The 22,275-nt window shown below is 40.8% G+C and carries 13 protein-coding genes; 6 read left to right on the forward strand and 7 right to left on the reverse strand.

What is annotated here, in order from left to right:
* Window positions 1-228 precede the first annotated feature (228 nt).
* From H6F45_RS02180 to rpsT, 5 genes are all read right to left on the reverse strand, one after another.
* On the reverse strand, window positions 229-4,359 hold the full coding sequence (locus H6F45_RS02180) for a DNA-directed RNA polymerase subunit beta' (RefSeq protein WP_190346343.1): 4,131 nt from the start codon (window positions 4,357-4,359) through the stop codon (window positions 229-231).
* 89 nt (window positions 4,360-4,448) lie between these two features.
* Window positions 4,449-6,326: a DNA-directed RNA polymerase subunit gamma gene (locus tag H6F45_RS02185; protein ID WP_137666250.1), complete on the reverse strand. Its 1,878-nt coding sequence runs from the start codon at window positions 6,324-6,326 to the stop codon at window positions 4,449-4,451.
* 87 nt (window positions 6,327-6,413) lie between these two features.
* Window positions 6,414-9,776, reverse strand: a complete 3,363-nt coding sequence (gene rpoB, locus H6F45_RS02190; RefSeq protein ID WP_137666251.1) for a DNA-directed RNA polymerase subunit beta — start codon at window positions 9,774-9,776, stop codon at window positions 6,414-6,416.
* An 832-nt stretch (window positions 9,777-10,608) separates the two neighbouring features.
* Complete coding sequence (locus H6F45_RS02195) at window positions 10,609-11,397, reverse strand: TatD family hydrolase (protein ID WP_190346362.1); 789 nt, start codon at window positions 11,395-11,397, stop codon at window positions 10,609-10,611.
* A gap of 89 nt (window positions 11,398-11,486) precedes the next feature.
* Window positions 11,487-11,780 carry a 30S ribosomal protein S20 gene (gene rpsT / locus H6F45_RS02200; protein ID WP_096566773.1) on the reverse strand — a complete coding sequence of 98 codons (294 nt, stop codon included), beginning with the start codon at window positions 11,778-11,780 and terminating at the stop codon, window positions 11,487-11,489.
* A 746-nt stretch (window positions 11,781-12,526) separates the two neighbouring features.
* On the opposite strand from rpsT, the gene hisD reads away from it, so the two are divergent.
* Both hisD and H6F45_RS02210 read left to right on the forward strand, forming a co-directional pair.
* On the forward strand, window positions 12,527-13,828 hold the full coding sequence (hisD, locus tag H6F45_RS02205) for a histidinol dehydrogenase (protein WP_190346344.1): 1,302 nt from the start codon (window positions 12,527-12,529) through the stop codon (window positions 13,826-13,828).
* Between the two features lie 560 nt (window positions 13,829-14,388).
* Window positions 14,389-14,817 (forward strand): universal stress protein, encoded by a 429-nt coding sequence (locus H6F45_RS02210; RefSeq protein WP_137666252.1) that lies wholly within the window; start codon window positions 14,389-14,391, stop codon window positions 14,815-14,817.
* Between the two features lie 222 nt (window positions 14,818-15,039).
* On the opposite strand, the gene H6F45_RS02215 is transcribed toward H6F45_RS02210, so the two are convergent.
* Window positions 15,040-16,410 (reverse strand): NB-ARC domain-containing protein, encoded by a 1,371-nt coding sequence (locus tag H6F45_RS02215; RefSeq protein ID WP_242052545.1) that lies wholly within the window; start codon window positions 16,408-16,410, stop codon window positions 15,040-15,042.
* A 344-nt stretch (window positions 16,411-16,754) separates the two neighbouring features.
* On the opposite strand from H6F45_RS02215, the gene H6F45_RS02220 reads away from it, so the two are divergent.
* Both H6F45_RS02220 and H6F45_RS02225 read left to right on the forward strand, forming a co-directional pair.
* Window positions 16,755-17,255, forward strand: a complete 501-nt coding sequence (locus H6F45_RS02220; RefSeq protein ID WP_096566780.1) for an SHOCT domain-containing protein — start codon at window positions 16,755-16,757, stop codon at window positions 17,253-17,255.
* Between the two features lie 39 nt (window positions 17,256-17,294).
* On the forward strand, window positions 17,295-17,837 hold the full coding sequence (locus H6F45_RS02225; protein ID WP_096566782.1) for an SHOCT domain-containing protein: 543 nt from the start codon (window positions 17,295-17,297) through the stop codon (window positions 17,835-17,837).
* Between the two features lie 694 nt (window positions 17,838-18,531).
* Here H6F45_RS02225 and H6F45_RS02230 read toward each other — a convergent pair.
* On the reverse strand, window positions 18,532-18,918 hold the full coding sequence (locus H6F45_RS02230) for a hypothetical protein (RefSeq protein WP_096572615.1): 387 nt from the start codon (window positions 18,916-18,918) through the stop codon (window positions 18,532-18,534).
* 181 nt (window positions 18,919-19,099) lie between these two features.
* Between H6F45_RS02230 and hslO the strand changes: the two genes are divergently transcribed.
* Both hslO and H6F45_RS02240 read left to right on the forward strand, forming a co-directional pair.
* Window positions 19,100-20,005: an Hsp33 family molecular chaperone HslO gene (hslO, locus tag H6F45_RS02235; protein WP_096566784.1), complete on the forward strand. Its 906-nt coding sequence runs from the start codon at window positions 19,100-19,102 to the stop codon at window positions 20,003-20,005.
* A 160-nt stretch (window positions 20,006-20,165) separates the two neighbouring features.
* Window positions 20,166-22,268, forward strand: coding sequence for a chromosome segregation ATPase (locus H6F45_RS02240; RefSeq protein WP_190346345.1), 2,103 nt, complete (start codon window positions 20,166-20,168; stop codon window positions 22,266-22,268).
* The last annotated feature ends 7 nt before the right edge of the window (window positions 22,269-22,275 follow it).

Below are 22,275 nucleotides of genomic sequence, written 5' to 3' on the forward strand. Positions count from 1 at the left end.
TCTTGGTTGGCTTAAAAGCTAAGGAAAAATGCAAAAGAAATTCGGATTTACGCACAAGTTATGGAGGAATGAATTACGTTCGCTGGAGGTGTTCTTCGCAGGGGTAGGAACGAAGGACAGGAAGGAAAGAGGGTTTGAGAGATATTTTGCGTAAGTCTTGGAAATAAAGAAAGGGTTTAGTATTGCTAAACCCCTACATTTGCTTTTTCTAAAAATTACCTTTCGGTTTTATTCTTCATCATAATCATCGTCTTCTTCTTCGTATTCTTCTTCTTCTTCTTCTTCAACATCTGCAATCACTTCATCAGCAATTAAATCGTCGTCGTCGTCATAAATAGGCCTGTCACCCCGTCTACTGCTGTAACTACTATCACTTAAGTCAGAAGAATCTAAGCTGTATAATTTAGCGGTGCGGTCGTCTAAAACCATGTCCAGTGAATCATCTACTTCATCTAAAACCCCAGTACCTAAATCAGTACCATAGTCTTCAATGGTGGTGGTTTCTTCATAGGTGTTGTAACCAGTGCCAGCAGGAATCAATCGCCCAATGATTACATTTTCTTTCAAACCCCGTAACCAATCAGATTTACCCTCAATCGCTGCTTCTGTTAACACTCTGGTAGTTTCTTGGAAGGAGGCTGCTGAAATAAAGCTGTCAGTATTTAAGGATGCTTTGGTAATTCCTAACAATACTGGAGTATACTGTGCTTTTGCACCGCCTGTGATGGACATTGCTTCGTTTACTTGTTCTACTTGGCGCAATTCTACTAATTCCCCGGGCAACATGGTGGTGTCTCCACCATCGTCAATGCGGACTTTGTTGGTCATCTGCCGGACAATTACTTCAATGTGCTTATCTGCAATATCAATGCCTTGGGACTGGTACACCATTTGCACTTCATTTACTAAAAAGCTTTGTACTTTTTGTAAGGCATGACTAGCACAGGCATAGATTCCATCTTCTGAACCTAAGCTAAAGAATATTTCTAATATCTCATGGGGGTTAGATGGTCCATCGGTTAAGGGTTGTCCAGCTTCTACATGAATACCATCGGGAACTATCAGATTTTGCCCTGGTCCAAGGGGATAATCGGTAACGCTACCACCGGCTTCTAAAATTTTAATAGCGTAAGCTTCTCTTCCTAATGCTTCGTCTCCATCTCCATAAACGACTTTTACTTCTCCTGGACGACGGCATAAAATACAAGCTTCTTTGGGTTTTCGAGCTTCTAATAATTCTTCAATTCTTGGCAAACCTTGGATGATGTCTCCGGTTTTCGCTCGCTCAAACACTAACAAGACTAGGTTATCACCTCGTTGCACCAGTCCCCCATCTTCAATTTGCAATACTGCTCCGGGACTGACTCGGTAAGGACGGCCAACGCGAATGGTAATGGTGTATGGTGATGGGTGATTGGTGATTGGTGATGGGTGATTGGTGATGGGTGATTGGGAACTGTCACTTTTACTGTCACCTGCTTTGATTGAAATTACTTGTCCTGATTCTGGTGCTAGTACCTCTGGGGCAATTTCTGTTCCTTCTACTAACAAATCACCTTTTTTCACTTTTGGCGCTGTGGTAGTTTCTACGGTGATCATGTCAGTTTCTCGCAGGACTAAACAACGACGCACTGCTTCTGTATCTCTCTTGACACCGCGTACTGTTCCCCCTTCTTTACACAATATCTGTGTTCTTGCTACTACTGCTCCTGGTGCTATGGTGATGCCATCTTCTACTTCTAGGGTAGTATGGGTACTGCCTTGGGTGGCATCTGCGGCAATATCTCGGCGAATTACTAAGGATTCTAAAATTACTAGTTGCAATCTTTGAATGTCGGCGTTTTCACTATCTGCTACTAGTTCAATGTCTGCTGCTAGGGGTGAAGTATGGTCTTGTTCTCCTTCTTGTTCAATTTCTAATACTAATTGGGTCCGCAGTAGTTCGACTCCTTCGACGGATTTTACTCGTTCTCCATCTTTGTAGGGTAAACGCTGTAATGCCCGTAGTTGAATGGATCTGCCTGTTTGTTGACTGATGGAGGTTGTGGAGGGTACGTCAGGGTGGGCTGGTACGTCAAATTCTATTACTGGTCGACTTAGTAGGGCTGGTCCTTCGGGGGATTCTACATACTGAATATATCGCAGTTCTGTGGCTACTGTTCCCATAAATTCTTCACCGGGCTGGATAAAGGTGTTATCTCTACCAATTACTGTTTCTGGATCATCGACCATTAACAGTTCACCAGGTTTGATGACTATTTCCCGCAAAATGTCGTTTTTCTGGGTAACTTCTATCACGCCGCTGGTTTGACAGAAAATGTCTTTGACTACTTCTGTTCCAGCTTCTACAAATTGCCCATCTTCTACTAACAACAAAGAAATATCTTTGTTTACTTCATGGCTTTCTTCTGGTATCCATAATAGGGTTCCTCCTGTTACTACTTCATAGCCTAATTTGGCTTTACCTTTTTTCTGAACTTCGATGCCGGCAAATTTTAAGAAGCCGCCTGTGGTGGTGCGATAACGGTCGTCAATTAATTCTGCTACTACTTGACCATTTTGGACTTTTGTTCCGGGGGTAGCACGGAGGTTAAAGGTTTGAGATTTGGTGTTTGGTGATTCTTCATTGTCACTGTGGTGTAGCACCTGTAACCTGTCGCCTGTATGAATTAGGTAATTATTTTTCCCTTGGGAACTGTGAACTGTTACTGTTGCTTGATCTAATATTACGGAAGCGGTGATGATTTCAATTTCTCTGGTGGCTTTTCCGGGGATAGCTTCTGGCAGTCGCACTACTCCACCATGTACGGTGGTTAATTTGGTTTCTGCTAAAACTCCATTGGAGGCGATCGCATCTCCATTTTTTACTACTAATTCTGCTCCTGGTGGTAGGTTATACACTTCTCCAGATAAAATCCAAATTAATCCTCCTCTGGCTGCTGTGGTGGTAGTGTTACCTTGTCGGTCGGTTTTTTGTTCTGCTACTACGTCGGCAAATTGTACTTCTCCGGCTAGGTCGGTTGCTACGTCTTTAACGGCTTTTTCTGTGTTTGCTCTGGTGGTTTTACCGCCTAAAGCTACTTCTGCTATTAATTGGGCAATTTTTACCTGTTGTCCAGGGTTAATATATAAGGTTGAACCTTGGGTAATGGAAATTTCTTGATTTTCTCTATCTCCCTTGGTTTCTAAAACCATAGTGCCGTTAGTTTCCGCATATAGGGCATCTTCCCCGTGACGGGTACGATAGGGACGGGTTTTTAATTTACGAGAAAATTTTACTGTACCTTCAACTTTTGCTCGCACTTGTTGGGCAACTTCTCCGGTAAATACTCCCCCAGTGTGGAAAGTCCGCATGGTTAACTGCGTACCTGGTTCACCAATACTTTGAGCCGCGATAATTCCCACCGCTTCCCCTAAGTCCACCATCTTGGCGTGTGCCAAACTCCAACCATAACAGTGTTGACATACTGAACGGGCTGCTTCACAGGTGAGGGGCGATCGCACCATAACCTCCTTCACTCCTGCTTTTTGAATTTCTGCTGCTAAGTCGTCAGAAATCGGAGTATTTCGGGGTGCCAGCATTTCTCCTGTGGTCGGATGAACTACATCTTGAGCCACTACCCGCCCCATTAATCTTGTCCCAATGGGAATTAATACTTTAGCCCCATCTGTCATATCCCGTAGAGGAATACCCCTGGTGGTGCCACAGTCAAATTCTCTAATAATCACATCCTGGGAAACATCCACCAATCGCCGGGTGAGATATCCAGAGTCGGCGGTTCTTAATGCTGTATCAACTAATCCCTTTCTCGCTCCATAACTAGAAATAATATATTCTGTAACAGTTAATCCTTCTCGGAAGTTGGTTTTAATCGGTAAATCAATAATTTCCCCTTGGGGATCAGCCATTAGTCCCCGCATTCCCACTAATTGCCGTACTTGAGAGATATTCCCTCTAGCTCCTGAGAATGCCATCATATATACGGAGTTGAGGGGATTGGTTTTTTTGAAGTATGTCACTACTTCATCTTTGAGACTTTCGGAAGTTCCGTTCCAGGTATCAATTACTTTTTGGAAACGTTCAACTTCTGTGATTTCTCCTCGTTTAAATCTTTCCTCGGTGCTGAGAATTTCTGCTTCTGCTGCTTCTAGGAGGGATTTTTTAGAGGGGGGAACCATTAAATCATCAACACTAATGGAAACTCCGGCTTTGGTGGCATAACGAAAGCCCAGGTCTTTAAGTTTATCTGCCATTACCGCAGTCCGAGCCGTCCCGTAATGGGTAAATGACCATGCGATTAAGTTTCTCAGTTGACCTTTATTAACAACAAGGTTACGAAAAATCATTTTTTCAGTCATCTTAATAATTGATAATTGACAGTTGATAATTGACAGTTGATAATTGACAATTGACAATGGGGAATTGTCAATTGTCAATTGTTAATTGATTAACTTGCTAATGCTTCCTGAATCGCTTTGTTATAAATTACTCTTCCAGGAGTAGTGTAAATATATTGAGAAATTAAATTTCCTTGGGCATCCTCACGCACACGACGGAACTTATACAACAAAGTCCGGCTGCCATCTTCATTTTCTACAACTTCCTGCGGTTCATTATCCGGCTGTCCGGTTTCCATCTCTCCATCAAACCGCACGTAAATATAAGAATGTAGGTCTACTTGATCCTGCTGATACGCCATAATCACATCATCCAAAGAAGCAAAAAAACTATTTTTACCTTTAGTAGCGTTGGGATTTTCTGCTGTCAGGTAATATGCTCCTAACACCATATCTTGGCTAGGGGTGACAATAGGTTTACCGGTTGCTGGGGAAAGAATGTTATTGGATGCCAACATTAATAACCGGGCTTCTGCTTGACTTTCCAACGACAAAGGCACGTGAACCGCCATTTGGTCGCCATCAAAGTCGGCGTTAAATGCTGGACATACTAAGGGATGGAGTTGAATAGCTCTACCTTCTACTAAAATTGGTTCAAACGCTTGAATCCCTAATCTGTGCAGCGTAGGCGCTCGGTTTAACATCACCGGATGCCCTTCAATCACCTCTTCCAACACATCCCACACACTGGGGTCATTGCGAGAAATCAACTTTTTCGCCGCCTTGATATTATTCACCATCCCTGAACGAATTAACCGATTAATCACAAAAGGCTGGAACAGTTCAATGGCCATTTCCCTGGGTAGTCCACACTGGTGAATCTGCAACTTTGGACCTACTACAATCACAGAACGTCCAGAATAGTCCACCCGTTTACCTAACAAATTCTGCCGGAAACGTCCTTGCTTACCTTCGATAATGTCTGATAAAGATTTGAGAGGACGGTTATTTGCTCCTACTACTGTCCGCCCCCGGCGACCATTATCAATTAATGCGTCTACTGCCTCTTGCAACATCCGTTTTTCATTACGGACAATAATCTCCGGTGCCAGAATTTCCTGTAACCTCGCCAAGCGATTATTCCGATTAATCACCCGCCGATATAAATCATTTAAATCACTAGTAGCAAATCTTCCCCCATCCAACTGCACCATTGGGCGCAAATCCGGCGGAATCACCGGAATAGCTGACATTACCATCCACTCCGGCTTAGAACCAGTAGCAATAAAATTATCAATTACCCGCAATCGTTTAATTAACTTCGCCCGTTTTTGCCCCTTAGCGTTATTAATTTCTTCCCGCAGATTTTCCGCTTCCTGTTCCAAATTAATATCAGCCAACAATCGCAGCAGTGCCTCAGCCCCAATACCTACCTCTACCCCCACCAGTTGGGAATCTTCGCTATAAATTGCATCTTCAATTTCCAGCCATTGATCTTCAGTCAACAATTGTTTATAGGTGAGAGTATCTGCATTACCAGGAGCTAACACCACATAAGAATTGAAATAAACAATTTGCTCCACATCCCGCAGGGGCATATCCAGCAAAATGGCGATATAACTAGGAATCCCCTTGAGATACCACACATGGGCAACAGGAGCGGCTAGTTTAATAAAACCCATTCTGTGCCGTCGCACCCGTGACTCTGTTACCTCCACACCACAGCGTTCACAAACAATTCCTCTGTGACGCACTCGTTTATATTTACCACAATGACATTCCCAGTCCTTAGCCGGTCCAAAAATTCGTTCACAAAACAAACCATCCATTTCCGGTTTCAGAGTCCGGTAATTAATGGTTTCTGGTTTTGTTACCTCACCCACTACTTGACCATTAGGTAAGGTGCGTTCACCCCAAATACGGATACGTTCTGGTGAAGCTATACCGATTTTTACGTAGTCAAATTGATTAGATTGAATCGATCTCATAATTAATTGATAATTGATAATTGATAATTGATAATTAACAACCGATAAATTTCAATTGTTAATTATCCAATTCATCGCCAACAATTGTTATTCTTCCTCTTCCAAAGACTCACGGGAAAGTGACTCATAGGTAGGACGGGGAGGAGTACGGCGAGAACCTTGATCCGCCATTAAATCAACTTCCACATCCAAAGAACTACCATCTGCTTGGGTTTCTACCTTATGCACAGCAATATCCAAACCCAAAGATTGCAATTCTCGCATTAACACTTTGAAAGATTCAGGAGTACCTGGACGGGGAATAGCTTTACCCTTAACAATGGCGTTAAGTGCCTCATTTCTACCTTGCATATCATCAGATTTCACTGTTAACAATTCCTGCAAAGTATAAGCAGCGCCAAAAGCCTCTAAAGCCCACACTTCCATTTCTCCAAATCTTTGCCCACCTTGTTGAGCTTTTCCACCCAAAGGCTGTTGAGTAACGAGAGAATAAGGACCAGTAGACCGGGCGTGAATTTTATCATCCACCAAATGCACTAACTTGAGCATATAAGCTACACCCACCGTTACCGGACGGTCAAAAGGTTCGCCAGTGCGTCCGTCATAAACCATAATTTTCCCAGAGTCATTAGGGTTATATACCCAAGTTTTCCCTGTTTCATCTCTGGCTTCTTGCAACTTGCCGTGGACAATGCGGCGAGAAGATTCTTCCCCATACATTTCATCAAAAGGAGTAATCTTAAACCGCACTCCCAAGTTTTGACCAGCCCAACCTAACAAACATTCAAACACCTGCCCCACATTCATCCGGCTAGGTACACCCAAAGGGTTCAGCACAATATCCACCGGTGAACCATCGGGCAAGTAAGGCATATCTTCTGCTGGCAGGATGCGGGAAATAATCCCCTTATTCCCATGTCTTCCTGCCATTTTGTCCCCAACTTGGATTTTGCGTTTTTGTGCTACATACACCCGCACTACCATATTTGCCCCTGGTGGCAATTCATCACCTTGTTCTCTGGTGAATAAACGCACATCTACCACCCGCCCTTTTTCTCCATTGGGAACTCTCAGGGAGTTATCGCGTACATCACGGGCTTTTTCACCAAATATCGCCCGTAGCAGTTTTTCTTCTGGTGGTTGGTCCGATTCACCTTTAGGAGTCACTTTTCCCACTAGAATGTCACCAGATTCTACCCAAGCGCCAATTCTAATAATTCCCTGTTCATCTAATTGCCTGAGAGCATCTTCCCCCACGTTGGGAATTTCTCTGGTAATTTCCTCTGGTCCAAGTTTAGTTTGTCTGGCCTCAATTTCATATTTTTCAATGTGAATAGAGGTGTAAACATCATCCTGTACCAACCGTTCAGAAATCAAAATTGCGTCTTCGTAGTTATAGCCCTCCCAAGGCATATAAGCAACAACAATGTTTTGTCCTAGTGCTAGTTCTCCCCCTTCTGTAGAAGAACCATCTGCCAACACCTGTCCGGCTACCACTTTCTCGCCAATGCGAACCAGGGGTTTTTGGTTTAAACAGGTATCTTGGTTAGAACGTTGATATTTAGACAGGACATATTTAATTTCCTGGGGTTTAGAAACTGGGAAAGAGGAAGTTTCTTCGCTGTCACCTGTCACCTGTAACCTGTCACCTGTTCTCTCTCGGACTCTGACGCGAATTTCGTTAGCATCTGCATACACTACATCGCCATCGGTGCGAGAAACAATTACCATTCCAGAGTCTCTAGCAGCTTGAGCTTCTAAACCTGTTCCCACCAAAGGACGCTCTGGTTTCAGTAAAGGTACTGCTTGCCGTTGCATATTAGAACCCATCAATGCCCGGTTCGCGTCGTCGTGTTCCAAGAAAGGAATCATGCTGGTTGCTACGGAAACAATCTGCACTGGGGAAACTGCTACGTAGTCTACTTGTTCTGGTGTGGTGGTGGAAAATTCTTGGCGATAGCGTACCGGTACTTGGGGTCCAATGATGTGGCCATTTTCATCAACGGGAATGTCTCCTGGTGCTACCCGTAGATCGTCTTCTTCGTCTGCTGTCATGTAGACGGCGGCTTTTTCATAGCACACTCGTCCGTTTTCTACTGGTCTAAATGGTGTTTCTAAGAATCCATATTGGTTAACACGGGCATGGGTAGCCAATGAACCAATTAACCCTGCGTTTGGTCCTTCTGGGGTTTCGATGGGGCAGATACGTCCATAGTGGCTAGGGTGAATATCCCGTACAGCAAAGCCGGCTCTTTCTCTGGTTAAACCACCAGGACCTAAAGCACTGAGTCGGCGTTTATGGGTCAGTTCCGCTAGGGGGTTGGTTTGATCCATGAACTGACTCAGTTGGCTAGAACCAAAGAATTCTTTGATTGCTGCTACTAAGGGTTTGGGGTTAACTAGGGATGCTGGTGTTAAAACTTCAGCATCTGATACGGTCATCCGTTCCCGAATGATGCGCTCTAAACGGTTCAATCCTACTCTGACTTGGTTTTGCAAGAGTTCACCTACGCTTCTAACTCGGCGATTTCCAAGGTGATCAATGTCGTCAATACTACCAATGTCGTATTCTAGGTTGATCAGGTAATCGACTGCGGCTAGGATATCCCCAGGAGTGAGGACGCGCATGGTGTCGGGTACGGAAAGGCGAAGTTTTTTGTTGAGTTTGTATCTACCAACTCTGCCTAAGTCGTAACGTTTGGGGTCGAAGAAGCGGGAGTCTAAGAGTTGTTGTCCTCCTAAGACTGTGGGTGGTTCACCGGGACGTAGTTTGCGGTATAACTCCATCAGGGCTTCTTCTTCGGAAAACTGCCCTTCTTTTTCTATGGTTTTTTGGAAGTATTCTGGGTGGCGTAGGGCATCAAAGATTTCGTTGTCTGATAATCCTAATGCTTTGAGCAGTACCTGTGCTGATAGTTTGCGGGTTTTGTCGATGCGTACCCACACTAAATCGTTACGGTCTGTTTCAAATTTTAGCCATGCCCCCCGGTTGGGGATTAAACTGGCAGAATAGGTTCTTCTCCCGTTTTTGTCAATTTCTGATTTGTAATAAACTCCTGGCGATCGCACGATTTGGTTGACTATAACCCGTTCGGCTCCGTTAATAATAAACGTTCCCCGATCTGTCATTAAGGGCAAATCACCTATAAATACTTCTTGTTCTTTAATATCACCTGTTTCTTTGTTTAACAGTCTGGTAGGGACATACATTTGTACTGCATAGGTGCTGTCCCGACGTTTGGATTCTTCAACGCTATACTTAGGCTCTTTGAGTTTATAGTTCTGTCCGATAAAGTGCAGTTCTAGTTTTCCTGTGTAGTCTGTAATCGGACTAAATGAGTTCAACTCTTCTATTAGCCCTTCTTCTAAAAACCAGCGAAAGCTTGAACGCTGGATTTCAATCAAGTCTGGCAACAGAAAGGCTGGTTCCATGTATGTTTCGTTTGTCATGCCTCTACCTTTGTCAACCTGGTTAAACTTTCGCTTGGATCGAGCAGGGAAACCCTGCTGTGGTGTTCCGACTCTCACTTTGTGGGGAGCAAGTTGTTGAGTAACTTCTCCTGACGCTGCCAACTCTTTACTGTTTTGCAGTCATTAAATCTGTAATTGGTGTTTTTGACAAGTGGTTAAGCGCCTCTGAGTATCAGTAAGGATGGAAAAAGTCTGTGTGCTAAATCTTGAAACAAGATTAGATGGTCTATATCTTGCTGATTTTTCTTGGTTTTTCTCTCTCCAGTTCTTTCACACAGCCTGTTCATTAATTCCGCATCCATACTGTTGTATCTTTTAGGGACCTCATCTATACTCACAGTAAGAACCCAAAAACAATGAAGAATCCGCGAGTGTTGGCTGGGAATCAGGATGGATTTCTTTTGCTGTTTTTTTGTCACAAGGCTTTTAAGTCTAAAAATTTAATAATTTTCTATATTTCAATACACAAAAATCCGCTGCTGTGTACAATTCCATATCAAACTAGGCTTCCAGGGTTTGTTATTTATTGAGAGCATCTGCTTGTAGAGATATTTCTTAGATGTCCTTGAATTTTGTGTTGATCAACATTCACCACCATGTAATCGACTAGATATATTTTATACCTAGCATTTAACAGTAATTTTCAGCAGCTAGTTAAAAATTCCCTTCCTTTATCATTTATCATTATGACGCAAGTAAAATGTTTTTGAGGGAATAATATTAGCACAGTTTTGTCCTCCGAAAGTCTGAATTTTGGTTTTTTATCAGTTTTCAGTTTTTCTGAATTTTGGCGACTGACTGATAGCTAATTTTATGTTATTGACAGTCCGAATAACCTACAAGCATTTGCAGTGGTTTGATGGGCGATCGCCTCTACTGTTTCTCCCCTAATTTTGGCTATTTGTTCAGCTACATAACCTACATAAGCTGGTTCGTTGCGTTTTTCGCCTCTTTTGGGTGTGGGTGCTAGAAATGGACAATCTGTTTCTATGAGCAAGCGATCGCTACTCACCATGGCCGCTGATGCTTGGATTGTTTTCGCGCTTTTAAAGGTGACAGTGCCACTGAAACTGATGTAAAAGCCCAAATCCAGAAACCATTGAGTTTCTTCTGGTGTTCCTCCCCAACAGTGCATTACTCCCCGTACTTTTTCCCCTTGTGTTTCCCGCCATTTTTGCAGTATTTCTCTGACCTGTGGTGCGGCATCCCGACAATGGATGATCACTGGTAAGTTCAGTTCTGCGGCGATCGCTAATTGTGCCTCAAATACCTTGTACTGTTGTTCCTGGTTATTGGCCTTGTAAAAATCCAGCCCCATTTCCCCAATCGCTACTACTTGAGGATCAGCACTGGCTAGAGTTTTGATTTTCTCTGCTGTCTGATCCTGCCATTTATGTGCATCTAAAGGATGTAAACCCACTGCAAAGCTGATTTCAGGAAATTCATGTGCCAATGCTTGAATGCTGGCAAACTCTTCTGGGTGAACACAGGAATGGACTAAACGCACTACTCCGGCTTGTTGCCAACGCGATCGCACTGCTGCTAAATCTGGTTGAAAAAGGTCAAAGTTCAGATGTACGTGGGTGTCTATTAATTGCATGATGGAGTCAGAAACCATTGATGGGGTTTGGTTAAGTCATTAATCTCTTAGTTCATGACTAATGACTAATGACTGATGACTAATGACTTCTATGCTGTTTGTGTCAGTGGTTTGAGTTTTTGTGCTAACCTTGATTTTTTTCTAGCTCCGTTGTTGGGATGCAGCACACCACGCTTGACAGCTTTGTCAATTTTGCTGTAAGCCTCTGACATCCGAGTATCTACTACCTGTTTTGATTCAGGAGTAGGATTAGCTGCATAGGCTTCCACCGCAGCCAAATATTTCTTCATCAGCGTCTTTACTGCTGATTTATATGCTTTGTTACGCAGTCGGTTGCGTTCTGCGATTTGGGCGCGTTTAAGTGCTGATTTTGTATTCGCCACAGTCAGTTCCAAAAAAACTATTAATTAATATGTACACACACTACTAGACTTACTAATATAGCACAAAATTTGCCAATGTTATAATTTCACAGAAAAATTTTCCGGTGGGATGTTAGGGCAGGAGGCAGGGGGCAGAAGGCAGGAGGCAGGAGGCAGAAGTTCAGGAGTCAGGAGTCAGGAGTCAGGATAAACAATCAATTTCCAGTGAAATATATGGGATTTTTGTATCTATATCTGCTTAGCTTCTGGTAATTCCCATTTTCTAACCTTTAAAACCATAACTGGCCACTTACGCTGCCGTCTCATTTATCGAAACAATCGGATCTCAAACCGCACTTCGTCCCGCTATGCTAACGCTTTTGAAGGGCAAAAGTTTTGGTAGCGGGTATAAATCAACCTGATAAAAACGGACTCCTGCCTCCTGACTCCTGCCTCCTGCCTCCGAGTAGGAAAATAATAGGCCTGGATGTATATTCATGACGGGGAAATAGGTTAGAATAAGTTACCTATAAATAAATTAAATTGCCAACGCAACTACTCCCAGCATCTAACCTGCTTTTTAGTGAGTATAAAATCATTAAATTCTTATTATGCAAGTAAAATATCTGTAGCCATCCTGGGAGTATCAAAAGAATGCAGGTTAAGCTAGAGAAGAGAGTTAGGAAAAGCTTGATATCCTCAGGGTAAAAAGCCAGACTAATGATCAAACAGGAAAATTCTAATTTTGGCATTGTCCTTACTACTCCATGCTGCGAATTATTACTCAGCAGGCAGACGTTATATCCGAACTACAACGTATCTGCGATCGTACTCACGATGAACAGGTGCTTCACAAAGAAGCAACGGTACGTGAAGTGTTGCAAGCAGTCAAGCGCCAAGGCGACAAAGCTGTACTGCACTACACTGCCGAATTTGACCATCAAACCTTGCAACCAGAAGAACTGAGGGTGACAGGTTCAGAACTGGATGCAGCTTACCAACAGGTATCAAAAGATTTGTTGGCAGCTATTCAGCGGGCTTGTCGCCAAATTGAAGCGTTTCACCGTCAGCGAGTACCAAAAAGCTGGGTACACTTTGGCGATGATGAAGTGGTACTGGGTAAACGCTATACTCCTGTAGATCGGGCAGGTTTATACGTCCCTGGAGGTAGAGCTTCTTACCCCAGTACAGTGCTAATGAATGCGATACCAGCTAAAGTAGCAGGTGTACCGCGTATAGTGATGGTAACACCACCAGGAGCAGGTAAAGGAATCAATCCAGCAGTCTTGGTGGCTGCCCAAGAAGCTGGAGTAGAAGAAATTTATCGGATTGGTGGCGCTCAAGCGATCGCTGCTTTAGCCTACGGTACGGAAACAATTCCTAAAGTGAATGTCATTAGCGGACCAGGTAACATTTATGTCACCTTGGCCAAAAAACTAGTTTACGGCACTGTGGGCATTGATTCCTTAGCAGGACCGAGCGAAGTGCTAATTATTGCCGATGAAACGGCTAATCCTGCCCATGTTGCTGCGGATATGTTAGCTCAGGCAGAACATGATCCAATGGCGGCGGCGATTTTGTTAACCACAGATGCGGGTTTAGCGAAAAAAGTCCAGGCAGCAGTAGATAGACAACTGGTAGATCATCCCAGACGGATAGATACAGAAAAAGCGATCGCTCACTATGGGTTAATTGTTGTTGTCGAATCTTTAGAAGCAGCGGCAGAATTTTCCAATGAATTTGCACCTGAACATCTAGAATTGGAAGTTGAAGATCCTTGGACTTTAATTTCTCACATTCGTCATGCCGGGGCTATTTTCCTGGGTAATTCCACACCAGAAGCTGTAGGTGACTATTTAGCAGGTCCAAACCATACCTTACCTACTTCCGGTGCTGCTCGTTATGCTTCTGCCTTGGGTGTAGAAACTTTTCTTAAACACTCTAGTATTATCCAATACTCACCAACCGCACTGGAGAAAGTCGCCGGTGCAATTGAGACTTTAGCGAAAGCGGAAGGTTTGCCTTCCCATGCTGATTCAGTACGAAGGCGAGTACAGGAAGAAGAGTAATTGAGAACGCTTATTTTTTTACTGAGTGCGGTTGACGGCAGCTACTCCATAATTAAAAATAGAAAGTTTGTAATTTTAGCAAACTAAAGTTCACAAGAAAATCGCTCAAAGGCACGGAAGCCACTTGGCTGTCTTACAGTGGAGGAAGTGCCAACGGCGAATTTATTCGCCGCGAATATGATACGATTGGACTGCGAGTAGGAACAACCATCTACACGAAGAAGTATTTTGATAAGGAGAAACCCCTGATTTATCTCGTCTCGGCATTTGACCGCAGCCTGGGTAAACAAGCAAAGGCAAATATGGAGTGTAATACCGCCAAAATTTGATGGACTCGGAAAGCAAAAAAACATAAAAGTAAGCGCAATTGCAATACCTGTCGTACTGGTAGTTGTTTTGAGCGCGTAGGGGGATAATTGACTATCCCTTTTGAGCAAGTCTTAAAGAATCTGCGTGTCTTTAGACCGCAGAGTGTCAAATTAAGAAAATTGTTGGTGTTCAAACCAAGAAAATTCTTAATGTGACAATTTAAGGGGTCTACTTTTGAGGAGACAAAAGCGGTGTTAAAAACTATTTTAGTAGCTCTGGATGGTTCGGAAATTGCGGAACGAGTAATTGAAACTTTAGGTGATTTGGTGCTGTCCGCAAACACCAAAGTTGTTCTTTGTCATGTATTTCCCGCACCAGAGGCAGAAATAGAATTACCCGCTGATCGTCCTCATCCAGACTCACCAAAGTTGTCTTATTTCCAGATAGAAAAGCAGTTGCAATCCTACCAGGAAAAATTACCAGTTCAAAGCGAGTTAGAATTAGTAACTGGTGAACCTGCGGAGGAAATTATTAGACTGGCCAATATTTACAAAGCTGATCTGGTGGTTATTGGTAGTCGCGGGTTAACGGGGATGAATAGAATTGTTCAGGGTTCTGTTAGCACTCAGGTAATGGAAGAAGCGCATTGTTCAGTGTTGGTGGTGAAACCGGGGAAGTAATTTGTAGTTATTCATAATTCATAATTAAGAATGTAGTAGGGATTTAGCCTAAATCCCTACATTTTGTGGATCAATATTTCATCCTTTCGCTTTTTCCACTTTCTCAACTTGTTTGGGTGCTTCCATTTCTTCTTACATTTGGATAGCTGCGTTAAAATTGGTGTTGCTGTTTTCGGGTTCACCCATTTTTTGATATGTTAAGCTGTACTTGATTTTGGATTTTTATATTATTCTCAAATATTCTTTAAACACAGAAGATAATTGAAACAAAACTTTCTCCTGTACAATTGTTGTCAGTAAATACCTTTGTTTTAAAGATTGTAGACCGTTAATCAATTCCATTGACGATAAGTTTGATGATAGGTTTAAACCTTGTCTGACATCTTCCCTAGATACAGGTTGATGAGATTTACTTAATTCTAATACTATTTGCTGTTCTATGGGTGATAATCTGTTAAATATTTGATGGAATGAAACTTGCATATTTTTAGTAATAACTAAGTTATTGTCACCGAGAAACTCAGTCACGTAACCTGCAAAAATATCTTGTATTAAAACAGCAATATCTTTTAAATAAAGTGGATTACCTTCATATAAATTAATTAAATTAAACCAGCTATCCTCATCTTGTAAACCTTGGTTTTTAAAAACTTCGACATTCTTTAAACCAAACAATTCTAAATATTTAATTGCAGATAATTTGGAATCTGAAAATTCCATTTCAGGACATTTTTCACGACTGATTAAGATTAAACTACTTTGATGCTTAATTTCTGCGATCATAGTGAAAAGATTTTGATAATTTTTATATTCATCTAGATAAATTCCAGCATATTTACCACTAGCAAATATATTTTCCACATCATCAATAACAATTAAACATTTTTTATCATTGAGAACATCTAAGAATTTTCTTAATTTATCATCTGTACTTTTTGGACTTTCTTTCTCAAGAATATTTAAGCAGTCGTCAATCAATAAATCTAGAGATTTAGGAAATTTTAAACTTTTCCAAATAATTACTTCAAATTTTTCTAAGTTGAAATCAATAAATCTTTTGACTAAAGTAGTTTTACCAATTCCACCTAATCCTAATACTGAAACAAGACGAGAGTTTTGATTTAAGATCCAATTATATAAAGTTTCTAATTCTTCCTCTCTTCCATAAAAACACATAATTTGCGGAGATGATTGTAAATCATATTTACATGATTGTTGATCATGATTTGACTGTTTATTTGCGTTAAGTTGAGGATATGAAGGACAAAAATTAAAACTAATATTTTTATTCTGTTGAATAACAATTGGTGAAGATGTTAACTTTAATCGAGATAAAGTAGAACGGAAATTACTTTTATGAATATCCTGATCTAAATGTTGAGAAAAGATTCTCCACAGTTTGTAACCGATATTTCTAATATAACTTTCACTGCAATGGGAATTTTCAGCGATTTTATCATAGCTTTTACCCTCCCATACTCCCTTGATGACGGTTTCTTGAAGATCATCTAAATGCTTTCCCGTTTCCGCAAACACCAAATTATCAGCAATTTGTAAAACTTCCGCTATATCCATAAAATAAACAAAGATCAACAGTATTAGCACCTAATTTATTTTAGCAAGCTTTTTCGGATAAAATATAACATTTTATGACAATTTGATTTAAATTTTTATAAAAAAATTCAAGATAAAATAAGATATTTTGAGATTTTTGTTATTTAAGCGTTTGTTATAATTAAAACAGCGTAGTGAATTGTCCCAGAGTTTGAATAAACAAATAAATAGTTTCAACAGCGAGATGTAAATCAGTTCTATGTGACTTATAGAAAGTTTATTCTACGCAAATCTAGTGGATATGTCTAATGATCTTCCTATTTGACAAATCCTTAAATTTGCCTAATCGTTTGAATCTCATGTAATCCCGGTTTATTAATTGTATGAACAAGGAAAATATATCTCTTTGGAATCCTTTTATCCCTACCCAAAGAGATATAAATCGCAGTAGTGAATTAGCTCAAAAAAATGAAATTGTAGCAGGAATTTTAAGTTTTATCTTTTTTCCTGCTGGATTAATCTACTTAAATAGAGCAATTAACCCACTGAAAATCTTGGGTTATACCATTGTTTTGGGTGTTTTAGTTAATATCGGTTCATCTAACAGTGAAGAAAATCCTAGCAGTTTTATTTCTCTTTTAGGTGTAAGTGCAATTACAGCAGAACAAGTAATTGCTGTCAAGTCAGCACGTCAGAGACAAGGAGGAAAAACCACATCATCACCCATTTCTAATTTGGATGCTTCTAATCAATCCTCTTTAAGTTATAAGACCGATACTAAAGCAGTTGCATTGCTTAAAGAATTAAAGGAAAGATATGAAGCAAATGAAATTTCCGAAGAAGAATTTAAACTTCAGAAACAAAAGATTCTGGAATCAATCTAGTATACATTTACCACATTAAATTACCAGGAGACTCGAATCATGACAGGATTTTTTAAAACTTTTACTCAAACTTTTAGTGAAGGAATAGCAGAAGCTTCGACTAAAAGCTCAGTTGATTCTCAGAGACAAAGCGAAATTAACAAATTAGAAACTCAAATCAAGGAAATAGACATTAAACTTGAAAAACAGTATACTTTATTAGGTCAGTTAGTGGCGGATAATCTGCGTAAATCTGAATCAATTAGTAAAGATGCTGTAGGAAAATTATTCCATCCGATTCAAAAATTAGATGCTGAGAAATCCGAGATTTTAGAAAAAATCAAAGAAGTAAAAGCTAAACAAGCTGAACAAGACAAAGCTGATGCTTTATTGAGAACAAAGAAAGAAGTAGAAACAGAGTTGAAAAAGTTAGAGGAACTTAAATCTTTAGGAGTTATGGATGAAGAGGAATTTGAAATTGCTCAAGTGAAATTAAATAAAAGAGTCAATAATTTTGAGAAATTGTATAGTCTCAAAATTGCTCTGGAACGTGGTTTAATTAATGAGGAAGAATATACTCAAAGAAAGGCTTTACTTGAATAAAATATGAATTTCACTAGCCCAGAAATTAGCCTCTGGGCTAATAATTAAAATGATATCAAGTAGATGATATTCAAGCTACATAAAATAAATCTTTTCATCCTCCTTAAACAGCTCAGATATCACAAAATATTTTTTTGTCAATACCCAAAATTATAACCAGCAAATAACAACATCAAAAATTCTCAATTCTCTTGTCAGGAAACCTTGATGATTTGCTCAGATTTTTTGCAGATATTCAGTTATGAGAGTTCTGAAATAGTTACTGGGTAAAGACTTTCAATCTGCTGTTGTAAACGCCGTCTTAAAAATAGGCACAATAATGCAAATTACAATTTCTTCTAAATCATAGCAGATCGCTAAAAGTATTGCAATACCGTTAGTAAATAAAAATAATTCTCAATTAATTATTAAAAAAATATAAAGGAAGAAATTTTGAAAGTTATAAAATACTAAACTATTTTTAGTTTTAAATAACTGAAACTTATCTAAAAACCAAGAGCGATCGCATCGCATGGAATAGATATGTATTTTGAATAAGTTCATCAAAAAGAAATTATTCGCTTTTAATTATATCCGATAATCAAAATTGTAATTGCTAACGGAGTGAGTCAGATAGCGTTTGACTCACCCCACAAAAAACTTCTCCTTTAACTCTCTGCGACTCTGCGCCTCTGCGTGAACATAAAAAACTTTCTTACCCCTTTTTACCCCGCAAAAACTCCCGCAACTTGAGTAAAGATACAGTCTGACCCAAATTCAAAGGTAAAATTGACACACCTTCCAAACGAGACTGTACCCAACCTTCCCCCCAGTACCACTCATGAAAACCATCAATTCCACCACTAAGTAACAAGCGCAAACAATTATTTTTCGCTACATCTACATGATGATGAATTTTCACAGGTCCAGTGGAAGTAGTAAAATCAAAACCCGAAGTTAACTTTTCTGGCATTCCCGGAGAAAAACTTTGACCTGGTAGCCATTTTTCCAGTTGTGCAGGAATTAATAGACTATCGTGAATAGCATCAGCGGATGCTTCAATTTCAATTCGCAGTTGGCTTTGTTGAAAAGTACCTAGCATGGTGATTGGTAATTGGTAATTGGTAATTGGTAATTGGTAATTGGGAAGAAAAAATAAACTGTTGCCTTTTGCCTTTTGCCTCTTGCCTTCTTACTGTCACCTGTCACCTGTCACCTGTTCCCTGTTCCCTGAAAAACTTACAATATATAAAGTCATCTTGTTAAAAATTGTAAAAGTTTTCATGGCAGATAAATTAATACGGGCTACAGCAGCGGATGGGGGTATTCGAGCGGTGGGAGTGATTACCACACGCTTAACAGAGGAGGCACGAGTACGCCATAAGCTTTCCTATGTAGCTACAGCAGCACTGGGAAGAACAATGTCAGCAGGTTTACTGATGGCTTCTAGTATGAAGCGTCCAGGCTCTAGGGTCAATGTCCGGGTCAGGGGTGATGGTCCTTTGGGTGGTATATTGGTAGATGCCGGGTTAGATGGGACAGTCAGGGGCTATGTAGGAAATCCATCTGTAGAATTGCCTCCCAATGCTAAAGGTAAGTTAGATGTGGGGGGTGCTGTAGGTAGTGGTTATCTCTATGTAGTTCGAGATATCGGCTATGGATATCCTTACTCTAGTACAGTAGAACTTGTTTCGGGAGAAATTGGTGATGATGTGGCTCATTACCTGGTAAATTCAGAACAAACTCCTTCGGCTTTGGTTGTGGGTGTGTTTGTAGGAGCAGAAGGAGTGACTGCGGCAGGAGGGATATTAATCCAAGTTTTGCCTAAAGCTGCTAGAGATGAAGCTTTAGTCACAACCCTGGAATCACGAGTATCTGCTTTATCAGGGTTTACACCGTTGATGCAAGCTGGGAAGACGTTAACAGAGATTTTTCATGATTTGCTGGGAGATATGGATCTGAAGATTTTTCCAGAAAGTCAAATGTTGCGCTTCCACTGTGGTTGCTCTTTTGATCGGGTGTTGGGAGCTTTGAAAATGCTAGGAGCAGCAGAACTGCAAGATATGATTCTCAAAGACGATGGTGCGGAAGCTACTTGTGATTTTTGTGGCAATGTTTATCAAGCAAATGGTGATAATCTAGCACAATTAATAGTTGATTTACAAAGGGAAACTTCTGTTTCAGAATAAGTGTGAAATACTACTAAAGCCCAAACATATAAATGGTATTTGTGGAGGAAGATAAAAAATGAAAAAAATAGCTTTTTAATGATGAGAAAGAAAGTTACTATGGCAAAAATGGAATAATCAGTTTCATCAGAACTGCTATTCAATTACTTTGGTGTGAGAGATGACAGATCGGGATATTTCAGACAGTTGTTCTCCAACCAGAGCCAGAAAACCAGATCCTAATACAAGATTGTCCCGAACTCCAGAAGTCGGGACAACTCAATCATCTGGTGTCCCTCCTACTGGTTCTAACTTTAAATCAGTGACGCAGCAACAAGATAACAATTCAGAAGGATTACCTATAGAAAACTATTCAAAGGAATCTTTTGATACTGATAAAAAATGGGTAAAATTGCCAAGCTGGATGAAAAGCTGGGTGATGTGGTCAATTTTATTAACATTGATTCCTAGCGGTATCGGGTTTATATCAATGTCGATGCTGCTAAAACTTCCATCAGCGCCAAATTGCCCAAAAATATTTTGGCCTTTAGCTAGTGCGTCTGTACGTTTACACTGTGCTTCCCTGGCTGCTTCTAAGCAGAATGTGAACGACTTACTGCAAGCGATCGCACTGGTGAGAGACTTACCAGAAAATCACCCACTCAGGGGACAGATTAATGGTTTGTTGGAGGAATGGTCAAGGGATATTTTAAAGCTGGCTGAGGAAAGTTTCCAATCCGGGAATTTAGAAGAAGCGATCGCCACGGCTCGACAAATTCCTGAAGACTTAGAAGCTCGTAATATTGTAGAAGAGCAAATTACTAAATGGCAGTCTACCTGGTCTAAGGCAGAAGAAATCTATGACGAAACATTAAAAGAACTGGGAGAAAGACGCTGGCAGTCAGCTTTTATGCTGTCATCTAAACTGCTCCGCATCAACAATCAATATTGGTCAACTACCAAGTATGATGAACTAAATCGCATCATTGTCACAGCAAGGGAAGATGGTGATAAACTTGACAAAGCTGAAGGTTTAGCAAAACGTGCCTCAGTGGATGATATTCTAGCAGCTATCAAGCTGGTAGAGTCGATTAAGTCGGAGAGTTACGTATATCAAAAAGCTCAGGAATTAATTCCTGAATTTGGGCGCAAGATACTGCAATTGGCACAATCTCGCATGGATAGGCAAGATGCGGATACAGCATTAGAAATTGCTAGAAAAATTCCGCCTATTGCTGAATTACAATCAGAAATTGATGATTTTATTGTTTTGGGTGAAGCCCAAAGAAGTGCTTGGATAGGTACGGTTGCTGGTTTAGAGAGCGCCATTTCCCAAGCTCAACAAATTGATGCTTCTAGGGAAGTGTATATTAAAGCACAAGAATTAATTGCCCGCTGGCAACTAGAAATAGAAGATGTGACTCGTTTAGAAAAAGCGCGAACCCTAGCTAGTCAAGGTACAATCAATGATTTAACAGCAGCCATTTCTGAAGCTCAGATGATTCCCAATAGCAACCCCCGCGCTTCAGAAGCTAGACAGGAGATGAATCGCTGGCAGTCCCAAGTAGAAACTATTGAAGACAGACCTTATTTAGACCGTGCTGAACAAATAGCTTTGTTAGAAGATATTACTTCCTTGCAAACTGCGATCGCAGAAGCTAGTCAAATTCGCTCTGGTCGTGCATTATATCCAGAAGCACGGAAAAAAATCCGCCATTGGACGGCTAAAATTCAGCGTATTCAAGACCAACCTTATTTAGACCAAGCACGAATTATTGCTGAAAGTGGTGATTTAACTACTGCGATTAGGGAAGCACAAAAAATCGCTTCATCAGGAAGGGCGCTGGCTAGTGAAGCACAAGCATCAGTGGATACTTGGCAAGAACAAATTAGGGCGAGAGAAAACTGGAAAAAAGCCAGAGAAGTGGCTATTGCTGGCACACCAGAAGCTTTAGCTGAGGCCATCCGCATAGCTGATCGAGTTTCCAACCGTAACATTTTACGCATGGATGTTAACGTGGCTATTGATCAATGGGGTCAGCAAATATTACAAATGGCACGTTCTCAAAGCGAGTTTGATATTCCTAGAAGTATTGAAACTGCTAGATTGATTCCTCGTGGTAGTTCTGCTTACAGAGATGCCCAACTACAAATTAGAACTTGGAGACAATTCCTCATTCCTCGTACATCACCTACAACATTACCTACATCATCGCTGGAGTCATTACCTACTCCATCACCTGAAGCTGAACCATCTCCATCATCAACTGGTGATGGTTTGTAATGGGTAA

It is taken from the genome of Sphaerospermopsis sp. FACHB-1194, from assembly GCF_014696235.1.
In the GTDB taxonomy this organism is placed as follows: Bacteria; Cyanobacteriota; Cyanobacteriia; order Cyanobacteriales; family Nostocaceae; genus Sphaerospermopsis; species Sphaerospermopsis kisseleviana.